The organism is Blastopirellula marina, from assembly GCF_002967765.1.
GTDB lineage: Bacteria > Planctomycetota > Planctomycetia > Pirellulales > Pirellulaceae > Bremerella > Bremerella marina_A.
Map to the genome: position 1 here is coordinate 1 of NZ_PUHY01000012.1, position 12,435 is coordinate 12,435.

The following is a 12,435-nucleotide window of genomic DNA, read 5'->3' on the forward strand; positions in this document are numbered from 1 at the left end:
ACTTTAGGTTCAAGTGGTTTTCACGAACCCAAGAACCCAAAGTGGGACATCCACCAATCACTCAAGCAAGTCACTACCTTATTTATATAAAAGCCTCTCAGGTCTTATGATCTGAGAGGCTTTTTTTATGCGCGTGTCAGTTCTGCACGCGCCTGCTAGTTACTGGTGATAGCAATATGCACACAGCCACCAGGACAAGACTCGCGTTGTCGGTGACCGCGAAGTTCGTTAAGCTTTTGCCCCTCTTATTGCTACTAGGGGGGAGATAGGCCGATGCTTCTGAGCATTTGCTAGAAACACTCGAACATGCGGAGTCGATCATGATACGCCCATCGAAGACCGATCAGGCCTGGAAACAGTGGGGAGAGGTCGATCCTTATTATGGAGTGATCACCGACGAGAAATTCCGCTCCCAAAGCCTTGATGACCAAGCCCGGCACGAGTTCTTCGAAACCGGCCGGCAGAGCGTCGAACACGTCCTCCAACTTTGCCGCCGACACGTCAATTCTGAGTTCGAGCCGAAAAGCGTGCTCGATTACGGCTGCGGGGTAGGGCGGATGGCGATCGCTTTTGCTCGCGTTGCCCGACAGGTAACCGGAATCGATATCTCCGAAGGAATGCTCGCCGAAGCCCAGGCTAACAAATCGCGACTCGGCATCGAGAATCTTGAACTACTTCAGATCGAAGGCACTCAGCTTCCGATCAAAAAAAAGTTTGACCTAGTTCATTCCTACATCGTGCTACAGCATATTCATCCGCGTCAGGGAATCGAAGTTTTCCAGCAATTGGTCCAGGCGATCTCGCCGGGCGGTGTCGGGGCGATTCAACTTACCTATAGCAACATAAAGAACGCCCCTGGCCTCGGTCTTCCTCCTCGCATTCCTTCATTTCGCAATCTTTGGCGATCGACTTGGGGCAATTCCGCGATGCGCCGCACACTCGGCCAATGGTTCGGCTCCCCTAAAAGTCCTCAGATGCAGATGAATTCCTATCACCTCAATCAGGTTCTGTTTCTCCTGCAAAACGCTGGCGTGAAAGATCTTCACGTCGAGTTCACCAATCACGGCGGCCATCTTGGCGTATTCGTGCTTTTTTCGCAGCCGTGCTAGGACCGGACGACGATCCAAACGTTCGACAAATCGGGCAAGCCTTTGCTACCTCTTGTATAGCGTTTAGCGTAATTCGACTCGATTTTCGGTTGGCGCGGTATTTGCCCGGTTAATAGGTACGCCTCGCGGGCGAAGAGAATCTCTTTTCGCTCAGTACCTGTTTTCTCGAAGGAGACAATCATGCCAGCTTCCCCGCCTCCCTCCTCTCCTACCTACGCAACCATCAGTAATATTGGCTTGTCGGCGATCATTCTGGTAACTCTCGGCATTTGGTGTTACGGCATGTTTGGCCAGAAATCGCGAGTTCCTGTCGACAAATCAGCCGTCGCGAAGGAAGTCTTTGCTCGACTTGATGCCAACAGCGCCACCATAAAGACAGAAGCTCAACAACTCGTCGCCGAAATTACTCCGCCTCTCAGCGAAGCCCTTTACCAGCAAGCCCAGAAAGACTCTAGCCTCTACCTACGGACCCTTCGCCAGCAAGGCGAAACCTACGTTCAAAATGCCGACGAGATTTTCGTGGATGCCGTGAAGGCAGAGTATCGGGATTATCTACAACGACATCGCCAAGTCATCGCGGAGGAATTTCCGGACTATGCGGATGACGAATCGCTCGATCGCTTAATCGCTCACTTTGAACAGGCGGGTGAGGGATTGATCGAACGGTACTATCTCGACGATTTCGCGAACGAAGCGGAACGAACTCAACTTGCATGGAGCAAAATTCAGCCGCTTGAGCCACCCTCCAAAGATGATCCTTCGCTGGAAGAGCAGTTGCTGGAGTATGGTGCCGACTGGTCTGTCTTGGCTTTTACGGACGAGGCCAAACAACAAGTGGTTAGCCCTTAGTCAGGCATCACTCTCTGTCGTTCACCTCGCGCGAAAACCAATTTCGAAAAGGCCAGCTCTATGTCATCCTCAACATCTGACGATTACCAGTTCAACAATTTCTTCCAATCCAATCTATTTACGGCCATCCTCGTTGGCCTGTTTGTTGTGGAAGTCATCGCGATCGGAACATACACCTACCGCGACGTTCGCAGCAAACTGAATCCGACACACTTGGTCGATCAGGCCGAGAAGGCACTTCGCCAAAACTATCCCGACATTCGCAAGAATGTCACCCGCGACATCCAACAAAACGCACCGCAGATCGCCGAGTCACTTAGCAACCAGCTCGTGGCAACAACCCCTGAGGTGCGCCAGTGGCTGGAAGACGCAACGCGGCGGCAATTGAAGTACACGTTGGACGAAACGACCGAATTAAGTGCGGAAGAGTTTCGAGAACTGTTGCAGAACAACCATGATGAAATCGAAGACGCATTTCAACAGCTAGAAGAAGTGCCGCAACTTGCTCAGCAATCGGTTCTCGACCTAGAAACCAATATCGATGAGAGCTGGGGCGTTAACCTGAAAAGTCAGGCGGAGAATGCGTTAGAACTACATCAGCTTCTCAATGACAAGCTCGATCGTCTCACGAGCAACGCGCCGCTCACTCCGAAAGAGCTGCTCGAACGTCGTATGCTGCGGATTTTGCGCACCCTGGAGCGAGAAAGATTACCGGAGTTGCCGCAGATTTCGCCCCCTGAATAGTACCGCACGCAGGTAGATTCGGATGTTCCGACGTGGGGATCCGCACTTTCACTGACCGCCGATGGAATACAATGGAGATCAAAACGTTGTTCTATTGCGAAAGTTTATGAAGAATTACCGCTTGATGTTGTTCGTGTTGGCGTGGCTGCTGATCTCCTTCCTTGTCACGTCCCCCGCCGATTGCTGGGCTGCTGATTCAGTGGCAGCGAATCAATTCATTCCGTATCCCGCCGTTGAAAGCCCGGCATCTGGAATTTCCTGGCCGAAAGGTCAGGCGTTGCCAACGTTCGCAGCGCCGGCTACGAAGCTTGATGTCATCCAAGTCCAATCGCTAACTCGGGACGAGCAGATCACCTTCTCTTCGCTACAAGGGCAGGTGAATCGTCGACAGCCGCGGATTTTCCTCCTTGATGCCCGGAGTGATGCCGGGCGAGATACCTGGCTGAAAACGCCAACGCTTCATCTAAACGCCGGACGCACGTACGATCATCGCGATAAATACGAATTACTTGCCAAATATGCGGACGAGTTCGCAGGCGTGGTGCTATACGATACTGAGCGAAGTCCGCACTACCGAAATGTCGCCGGAACCGTTGCTGGGCTGAAGCATCTGCTGCCTGTCACCTCCCAGGTTTACAAGCACTTTCAGGAAAAAGGGCTCGAGCTGAAAGTCGTCGTTGATCTAACCGAACGGGAAGCGACCTCGCCAATCGATATCTACACGCATCTTCATGAAACGTACTGGCCGCAATGCGAGAAGCGTTTCCTGATAAGCGCTCGCCCAAGTGATCGGGGTGGCGATCTTCATCACACGCGTGACTTGGCCGCGGCATGCGGCGGAGCAATTGTCTGGCTCGACTGTCAGATTAAAGAAGAACGCGATGTAATGCGAAAGTTTCTAGCCGATATGACACCAGGTAGTGCCGTGATGTTGGGTTGGTATACCACCGAGCGATCCGGAATCACCACCGCATCCGAATTTGGAATCGGCACGCTACCGGCCGACCACTATCTAAACGCCACGGTCTACTCTGGTGGCGATCATACCATTCGTATTCCTGCCGTCCCCAAGATGCCGCAACTGGCGAACAAGACGTACGTCGCCATCATCATCAGCGATGGTGATAACATTCAATACAATCAACGGGCCATGCGTCGACTTTGGGATCGCTCGAAATCTCAGCGTGGAGAGGTTCCGCTAACCTGGACCATCTCGCCGGGCCTGGTTGATATCGGTCCAGGCTTACTGAACTACTACTACGACCACGCCACACCTCAAGATTGCTTCGTGTCAGGGCCTTCGGGCATGGGTTACTTGATTCCGTACAACACGCTGACCGAGCCAGGTGCTCCGATCGGCGAGTTCACCAAGAACCACGATGACCTGGCCGCATACACCCAGCTGACCGCAACCTATCTACAGCGATCCGGCTTGCGGGCGATCACGATTTGGGACAATCTTTCGTCCTGGCAACGAAAAACCTACGAAACACATTGCCGGCAGGTTTACGGTATTACAGTTCAAAACTTTCAAGACGTTCCTTCCGTACGAAGCAGCATTGAAGGAGACCGTCTCCGTTTCGAGAAGCTAGTCATTCCGTACACCAGCACATACCAACACTTCCAACAATCGCTCCACCGACGAATGCGAAACGGGAAGGGTGATTCACCGCAGTTCCTGGCGTATCAAGTCGACATCTGGAGCGAAATGAAGCCCGCCAAGATCTTAGAGTTTGTCGAATCCTTCGAACGCGAGTTTCCCGGTCAGATTGAATTCGTACGGGCTGACCACTACTTCAATCTGTTTAATCAGGCACATCAACTTCCCTTTAATTTGATGATGCATCCTGACACGCGCGTATCGATCGACACGGAAGATTCTTCGCTGACTTTGGCTACCGATGGAACCCCTACGACGGTTTGGAAAAGCGATTCGAAGGGTAGCAAGTCCATTCAATTCGACTTGGACGACATCTATCTACTGGATCGCTTGATCGTGCGTCATGCTGGTGCGGCGGGGCTCGATCCTGCTTTTAATACGCGCGAGTTCTCATTACAAACGAGCGTGGATGGCAAAGTCTGGCAGACGGCGGCTCGCGTCGAGAATAACGCCAGCGATGTTACCGATATCGACGTTACGCCTATAACAGCTCGCCACGCACGACTGGTGCTTGAAGATGAGGGACAAGATGGAACGACACGCATTGCGGACATCGAACTCTACGGCAAGACCTCACAGCCATCCACGAACTAGCAAAGTAGCCTCGCAGAGCACAAACAAAAAGAACGCCCGGACCTAATTAGATCCGGGCGTTTGATTTTTACAAAATACTTAGGGTGCGGTTAGTCAAGCGGAGCGGTCAGTTGCGGTGCACCTTGCACGCCAACGCTGACTTTGTTTGGACCACGTTCGACGTGCCAAGGTCCGATCTTCTGGTCGAAGTTCAGCAGCAGAACCGTGTCGTCGGTTGCCTTCAAACGACGTTCTGGCTTGAACGTTTTCGAGTAGAGCGGGGCAGCGGTCACGCGGACTTCGTCCACTTGGCCGTGGAAGAACGAAACAGGACTGCCATTCTTATCAGGGTCGGCCCCGATGAATAGCGGCAAGTTGTTCGTGGTTCGCTTCCAGCTTGGATCTAGTTGTTTCTGATCCACCAATTGGCCATCAACAAACAACGAAATGGTCGTCTCGTCACGAACTGCCGCGACGTGCGTCCATTTACCCGTGGGAACCGCTTCTTCACTATGAACAGCACGGTACTTCCCACCGAGATGGGCGCTTGCCGATGGCTTTCCGTCGTTCAGGAAGATGCTGAATTCGCTGCTTTGTGTCTTAGCAACCAAGCCGACGCGATCCGAGTACGATTCGGCATTGAACCAAGCTTCAACCGTGAACGGCCCTTCCGGTAGCTTCAGTTCGCTGGAATCGATCTCAATCGCATCGCCCGGATTGTTGAGCGACAACGCCCGATTAGCCGCGTCATCTTTGATCATTTCGGGATCAATCTTGAAATCGACCGATGTGGTTACTTCCGGAATCGCGTAACGTGTTGTGCGAGCCAGGTAATCTTGAGCCAAGACCAGATCGATCCCTTGGAACGAATCGTCGAGCGTCTTCCCGTTATACGACACATGGAAGGTGATTTTCTGCGACTCGCCTGGTTTCACGTGTCCGTGTGTGTGATTTGGCGAAATGCTCCAGCGCGAATCTCGACTGCTTGGTGTCAGCGTGAAATCGATTGGACGATCCGAAGGATTATTGATGGTTGCCGTGACCGTTCCCTTCTGAGGTCCATCGGAATTGATGCTCAGCGTGCTTTGAATCTCCGGTTTCTGTTGGGCGAGTTTCACGGCTTGCTGCTGTAACTCGCCAGTGATCTCGCGAACGTTCATCGCTTCGCCAACCGGGAAGGCGGCCATCGCGACTTGCTTCGGACGGACGGTTACCAGGTGATACTGATGCAAATAGCCAGCTTCGGGGACCTTGCTCGATTGTCCACCACCAACGGTCGCCAAAGTAACATACTCGATGCCGTCTTGCGGATCGTATCGCATGTAATGGATGTGGCCAGCGAAGACGGCCGTAACATTGCCGGTATCTTTCAACAACGGATGAACGCGATCTTTCCAATCGTTCCCGTAACCTCCACCGAGCCAACGAGGATGATGTAGGAACAAGAACTGGTGATCGCAGTCTTTACCACGTTCCAAAGCTTGCTTCAAAAAGGCGAACTGTTCTTCGCTCACTTTCTGAGCGGCTGGCTTACTGAAAGTTTTTTCGCCCGTTTCAGGATCTCCTTCATCGGAGAAGAGTACGATGAAGTTGCAATTCTTGTGCTCGAACGAGTACCACAGAGGGCCGAAGTGCATTTCATAGTGCTGCTCGTGCTGCTTCGGCAAAACCTTGGGGTCGTCCAGCGGACGCCAGTAGATATCATGATTACCAGCCACGGGGAACCAAGGGCACAGCAACTCGTTCATGATCGTCTTGAACTCGGTCATCTGGGTGACCCACTTGTCGGTTTTGTTATAACCGTTGATCAAGTCGCCGACCGTCATCACCAAATCAGGCTCGATCAAGTTCACATCGCGAACCGCATCGGCCAGGATGTTGACTCCTTCGTCTGGTCCGCCCGTTCGGTCGCCAAATACGGCAAAGACGAATGCGTCGTCTTCGGTCGGCAAAGGCAACATCACGTTGCTGGAACGAGTGGTGAAGAAACGCTTTTCCGTAGCTTCTTCGGTCGCGTGGTGATCATTGTGGTGATGCATGTGGCGATCGTGCACGAGAAACGGCGTTGGGTTCGCCTCCTTCTCTTGCTCTTTTTCTTGGGCGAAGACTGAGCTGAACGCGATCAGCCCCATCCCGATTGCCATGCCAAATGTACGTTGGTACCGCGTCATATTCTTTCTGCCTTACTTAATCGCGAAAATCGCTAGTCCAAGTCGATTGAAGCTACCCGGGACGATTCCCGTTGTCCAGCGACTTTCGAGCTACGCAGCAAATGGCGCGGTGAAACTTCACATTCCAGCGGGGGTAACCGATACGGAGAAGGCCACTTGCCCCCGAGATCAGGTGGAATGCCCACCAGTCGTGATGCCGGAAGACTCCTCGATAGGATCCGCATAGCGATGAACGAACTGCACGAACTCGTCCTTGCAAGCCTCGAAGGCGCTCACGACATCGGGGTCAAAATGCTGACCGCTGCTTTCCAGGATAACCTTCTCGGCGTACTCCGTTGAATAGGCCTCCTTGTAGATACGTCGCGTGGTCAGCGCGTCGTAAACATCGGCGACCGCCACAATCCGAGCGGCCAAGGGAATACTCGTGCCGCTCAAACCGTAAGGATAACCGGTGCCGTCCCATTTTTCGTGATGCGACGCGGCAATGTCCCTGGCCATCCGCAGAAACCGAGCACGCGGGAACTTCTTCAGAGCCGCGTCGAGGGTATCGGCCCCTAGAAGCGTGTGCCTCTTCATTACCTCGAATTCATCAGCTGTCAGCTTGCCAGGCTTCAACAGCACGCCATCCGGAATGCCTACCTTGCCAATATCGTGCAGGGGACTGGTTTGATAAATCAGACGAATGAATTCACCATCAATGACATCCGCGAATCGTGGCATCCGCGCCATCGCCTCGGCTAGGCAGCGTGAATACTGGCGAACACGCTCGAGATGTTCCCCTGTTTCAGTATCACGTGATTCCGCCAGACGAGCCATCGCGAAGATAACTAAGTCCCGTGTCTCAAGCCCGACCAAACGAATTCCGGCATTGATCCGAGCAAGCAACTCTGGTGGATTGAACGGTTTGACCATGAAGTCGTCCGCACCAGAAGCCATCCCTTCGACGATTTCCTCGTGACGTCCTCGACTGGTTAGCAGGATGCAGTAGATGTAATGCTCCGTAAATCGCTGACGAATGTGTCGGCAAAGTTCCAAACCGTTCATCACCGGCATTTCCCAGTCGGTAATCACGATATGAATCTCGCGAGTCTCCAAAAGCTCGAGCGCTTCACGGCCGTCCAACGCCGTATGCACCAGGAACCCTTCCTGGGACAGGTAATGCTCGATCATCTCGAGAGCAATGTCATCGTCGTCGACGACCAGGATACTTGTCTTGGTTTCCGCCGCGTCCATCTCTACAACGAGGCCTCCTCGGCAGTGCGATTGTTTAAGAGTAAGCCGATGGCTTCCTCGCACAACTCATATTTTTGATTCAACTCTTGAAGCATTAAATCGTACCCGTCGGTCTGCTCTTGGCGTGCCGCGAGTTCGATGTTGGCCGCAACATCGGAAACGGCCTGAGCTCCTACGTTTGCGGCCATTCCCTTGAGCGAATGGGCCACTTGGACCACATCCGGAATCCCACCCGAAGCGACGTGTTCCTGCAGCAGCGTAATCTCAGATCTTGCTTTGGCGGTAAACTTGTTGAGCACTCGTTGGATCAACGCTTGGTCGCCACCACACCGTTCTTCTAGATCGCTTATCGCAATTTGCTCGGAAACGATTGCTGGTGCGGCGATGGTTTCGATCTTGACATCTTCCGTTGCTTCAACAGATTCCGTAATGTTTTCGATCTTTTCAGGAATCGCGTTTGAGCTAGTCGCCGTGATACCAAGTCGGCTTTGATCAAGCTGTTGCAAGATCATCGAAATCAGCTCGACGCGATTCACTGGCTTCATCACGTAACCATCCATGCCCGCTGCCAAGCAGCGTTCCAGGTCACCCTTCACGGCTTGAGCCGTCAACGCGACGATTGGCAAGCCTTGGAGTTCCGTTGCCGTTTGCTCGGTGAACTGGCGGATTTTTCGTGTTGCCTCGAAGCCGTCCATTTCGGGCATTTCGCAGTCCATGAGCACCAAGTCAACATTCCTTTTCATGACTTGCTCGACCGCCTCTCGACCATTTTCCGCTAGGAGGACTTCAAACCCTTCGGCGGTGAGGATCTCGTTAGCCACGATGCGATTGATCTCGTTGTCGTCGACAACCAAGATCTTGGCGTCCGCATGTCGATGGTCATTGGTGCTGACGACGGCCGTTTCCTTGCGTGGCAACTCAGCAGATCGCCGTCCACCAGAGAGATTAACCAGTACGTCGAGCAAGCGGGATTGGCGAATTGGCTTCGTCAGGCAACGCATGTCGAGCTGTTTGAGTTCGTCCTGCGAAATGTTTCGATCGTACGACGTCAGCATCAACAACTTCGTGTTGGTGTGCTTCTCGTTCTGAGTAATCAAATTCGCCAGCGCGATGCCGTCCATTTCAGGCATGATATGGTCGAGGATAGCCAAGTGGTAAGGTGACGTGCGATCGTACGCTTCGTCGAGCAGGGCCAGCGCGCGTTCGCCGTTGCTGGCCGTCGTGACTTCGACCCCCCAAAGCTGCAATTGCTCTTTCAAGACCTGCAGATTCATATGGTTGTCGTCGACCGCTAAAACACGGAGCCCGGTCACATTCGGAATGACGTCACACTGCGAACGCTCGACGCGTTGCAACGGAATACAGAACGCAAAGGTAGATCCCTTACCCGCTTCGCTCTCGACACTGATCTCGCCCCCCATGAGCTCGACGAGCTGTTTGCAAATCGCCAAACCGAGTCCCGTTCCGCCGTACTTTCGTGTGGTAGAGGCATCGACTTGCGAGAACGCTTTAAAGAGTCGTTCGATGCGGCTTTGAGGAATCCCGATGCCGGTATCCTCGACCGCGAAGCGAACGCAGACTTCGTTATTCCCTTTGCCATTGCACTCTCGCTGATCGATCGAGATGTGCAGATTCACACCCCCATGTTCGGTGAATTTGACCGCGTTGGAGAACAAGTTTACCAACACTTGGCGAATCCGTTCGGGATCACCAATGACGGCGTTCGGCACGTTGGGACGAATGCAGCAATTTAGCTCTAAGCCGCGTTCGCGACCTTGTGGGGCGAACAGTTCGGGGACCGATTCCACCAAGTCGTGCAGGACAAATTCAGAAGATTCAAATTCGATTCCCCCAGCTTCGATCTTGGATAGATCGAGAATGTCGTTAATCAAATGCAACAACGTTCCCGCCGAGCTCTTGGCCAGGTCAACAAAGCGGCGCTGACTGGTGTCCAGGTCGGTATTGGCCAACAAGTCCAAGAATCCAATCACCCCATTCAGCGGCGTGCGGATCTCGTGACTCATACTGGCCAGAAAGTCACTCTTGGCGCGATTCGCGGCGTCGGCGGCGTTCTTCTCTTCTTGATAGCGACGAGCCTTACGACGTTCCGTGATATCTTCCACGGTTCCTTCGTAGTAAAGCAGATTCCCTTCCAGATCGCGGCGAGCCGATGCATTCTCAGAGACCCACATCGTTTCGCCATCAGCGCGACGAATTTCGGACTCGAAGGCGAAGACCAGTCCATGCTCAGTGATGATCTCGACGAATTCGTCTCGTCGATTCGGATCGACATAAACTTGCTTGCCAACATCTTCAATCGATTCAGACAGGCTCGCCAAGCTGTCGTATCCCAACATGCGTGCGAGCGCTGGGTTGGCCGTCATGAACTGCCCAGCGGGGGTCGTTTGATAGATGCCTTCCACCGCGTTCTCGAAGATTCCGCGAAAGCGACTTTCGGCCTCGTTTCGATGCTCCATTTCCGATCTGACTCGTTTTAAAACGCGGTTGTATTCCGCGGCAATCTGCCCGACTTCCGTGTGTGGCTCGATGTGAACTGGTCGCGAGAAATCCCCTTCCTCGCGATGCTGGGCCATGTTTGTCAGCAGGTCGATAAGCTCCGTGCTGGCTCCATGTTCCGAAATGTTGAGTCCCGCCATTTCATGTTCGGCGATGGTCCGGAACGGAAAGACTTTGTTGACCAAATAAATGAATGCGAAACCGCCACCGAATGAGAGCACGCAACACGCTGTCACGCCCTGCAATTGAACCAGGAACTGAGACCAGTGGGTCATTCCCTCGCCGAAGTGACGTGTATCGGCGAGAAAGGCCAGCACCAACGTTCCAAAAACCCCCGCACATGCATGGGCAGGGAAAGCGCCGATAACGTCGTCGATTTTCAATCGCGGCAGCAGTTCGGTGACCAGGCAACAAATCAAACCGGCCCCGATGCCAATGACGACCGCCGCCCAAGGCGCCACGATATGGCAAGACGCCGTGATCCCGACGAGCCCGGCGATCGCTCCATTCATGGTGTGACCGACATCGGGACGTCGATGAATGATCCACGACACAATCAGACCGGCCAAGCCACCAAAAGCTCCGGCCAGGTTGGTATTCACAATGATCATGGGAACCTGATCGTTCATCGCGAGGGTGCTTCCCCCGTTGAATCCGAACCAACCGAACCAAAGTAGAAGCACTCCAAACATAGCCAGAGTGAGGTTGTGTCCATGGATGCCTGCTCGCTCTTTGTCAAAGCGACCAAGTCGCGGCCCTAGGACCAGAATCGCAGCCAGCGCGACCCAACCACCAACCGAGTGCACCACCGTGGATCCGGCGAAGTCAATGAAGCCTGATTTCGCAAGCCAACCGGTAGCCTCGCCAGTGGCTGCTCCGCCCCATGCCCAATGTCCAAAGAGCGGATAAACGAAACCGGAAACAAACAGGGCGATGATGACATAGCCACGAAAGCGAATTCGCTCGGCAACGGCCCCGGAAATAATGGTTGTGGCAGTTCCACAGAAGACTAGCTGAAAGAGAAAGAATGCCAGAAGCCACGGGTCGGCCGTCTCATCGAGAAAGAAGCCGGTCGTGCCAAACCAGCCGTGGTAACTCGCTCCGAACATAATCGCGAAGCCAAAAGCCCAGAATACCGCCGAAGAGATACAGAAGTCGATCAGATTCTTCAGAGCGACATTGAAGCTGTTCTTGGCCCGAACGAGACCACTTTCCAGCAGACAAAAACCACCCTGCATCAACATGACCAGAGCAGCGCAGATCAGCATCCAAGCGATATCAAGTTGTGGCAGGGCGGAGGGCATGGCAATCGTGTTCCCAAGTGCAAGCGCAGTAAACCACCAAGGCCACTCATTCCGCCAAGTCTAAGTGGCGACCTTTCGGCTACATGACAGCCACCCAAATGGTGGCTTTGTTAGTAATCAGAAAACCCTAGGTCGTAGATTCTCTTTCTTGCCGAGACGCAAGAGGATGAGTGAACAATGTTTGATCAACTCACCACAGAGGGATTCCTATCGTATTGATTACGACAGTCGTAACGTGCCATTAGGAAGAGGATTGGTCGAAGAGGTAGGGAAGA

At 53.4% G+C, this 12,435-nt stretch carries 7 protein-coding genes; 4 read left to right on the forward strand and 3 right to left on the reverse strand.

Going from position 1 to position 12,435, the window contains the following annotated elements; all coding sequences use genetic code 11:
- Positions 1–320 precede the first annotated feature (320 nt).
- From C5Y83_RS16245 to C5Y83_RS16265, 4 genes are all read left to right on the forward strand, one after another.
- The gene (locus C5Y83_RS16245) at positions 321–1,109 is read left to right on the forward strand and encodes a class I SAM-dependent methyltransferase (RefSeq protein WP_105330829.1); all 789 of its coding nucleotides are present in this window, start codon (positions 321–323) and stop codon (positions 1,107–1,109) included.
- 180 nt (positions 1,110–1,289) lie between these two features.
- Positions 1,290–1,958: a hypothetical protein gene (locus C5Y83_RS16255; RefSeq protein WP_105330831.1), complete on the forward strand. Its 669-nt coding sequence runs from the start codon at positions 1,290–1,292 to the stop codon at positions 1,956–1,958.
- 60 nt (positions 1,959–2,018) lie between these two features.
- Positions 2,019–2,702 carry a hypothetical protein gene (locus C5Y83_RS16260; protein ID WP_105330832.1) on the forward strand — a complete coding sequence of 228 codons (684 nt, stop codon included), beginning with the start codon at positions 2,019–2,021 and terminating at the stop codon, positions 2,700–2,702.
- Positions 2,703–2,808: 106 nt separating this feature from the next.
- Positions 2,809–4,956: a discoidin domain-containing protein gene (locus C5Y83_RS16265; protein ID WP_158262382.1), complete on the forward strand. Its 2,148-nt coding sequence runs from the start codon at positions 2,809–2,811 to the stop codon at positions 4,954–4,956.
- Positions 4,957–5,045: 89 nt separating this feature from the next.
- Here C5Y83_RS16265 and C5Y83_RS16270 read toward each other — a convergent pair whose 3' ends face one another.
- The 3 genes from C5Y83_RS16270 to amt all read right to left on the reverse strand — a co-directional run bounded on the left by C5Y83_RS16270 (position 5,046) and on the right by amt (position 12,160).
- A complete protein-coding gene (locus C5Y83_RS16270; protein ID WP_105330834.1) occupies positions 5,046–7,106 on the reverse strand; it encodes a LamG-like jellyroll fold domain-containing protein in 2,061 nt (686 codons plus the stop codon).
- A 168-nt stretch (positions 7,107–7,274) separates the two neighbouring features.
- Positions 7,275–8,339, reverse strand: coding sequence for an HD-GYP domain-containing protein (locus C5Y83_RS16275; protein WP_105330835.1), 1,065 nt, complete (start codon positions 8,337–8,339; stop codon positions 7,275–7,277).
- A 2-nt stretch (positions 8,340–8,341) separates the two neighbouring features.
- Positions 8,342–12,160: an ammonium transporter gene (gene amt / locus C5Y83_RS16280; RefSeq protein ID WP_105330836.1), complete on the reverse strand. Its 3,819-nt coding sequence runs from the start codon at positions 12,158–12,160 to the stop codon at positions 8,342–8,344.
- Positions 12,161–12,435 lie beyond the last annotated feature (275 nt).

Excerpts from the sequence above, each read along its gene's own strand:
- C5Y83_RS16245 (WP_105330829.1), top strand. The coding sequence starts at position 321 with ATGATACGCCCATCGAAGACCGATCAGGCCTGGAAACAGTGGGGAGAG.
- C5Y83_RS16255 (WP_105330831.1), top strand. The coding sequence starts at position 1,290 with ATGCCAGCTTCCCCGCCTCCCTCCTCTCCTACCTACGCAACCATCAGT.
- C5Y83_RS16260 (WP_105330832.1), top strand. The coding sequence starts at position 2,019 with ATGTCATCCTCAACATCTGACGATTACCAGTTCAACAATTTCTTCCAA.
- C5Y83_RS16265 (WP_158262382.1), top strand. The coding sequence starts at position 2,809 with ATGAAGAATTACCGCTTGATGTTGTTCGTGTTGGCGTGGCTGCTGATC.
- C5Y83_RS16270 (WP_105330834.1), bottom strand. The coding sequence starts at position 7,106 with ATGACGCGGTACCAACGTACATTTGGCATGGCAATCGGGATGGGGCTG.
- C5Y83_RS16275 (WP_105330835.1), bottom strand. The coding sequence starts at position 8,339 with ATGGACGCGGCGGAAACCAAGACAAGTATCCTGGTCGTCGACGACGAT.
- amt (WP_105330836.1), bottom strand. The coding sequence starts at position 12,160 with ATGCCCTCCGCCCTGCCACAACTTGATATCGCTTGGATGCTGATCTGC.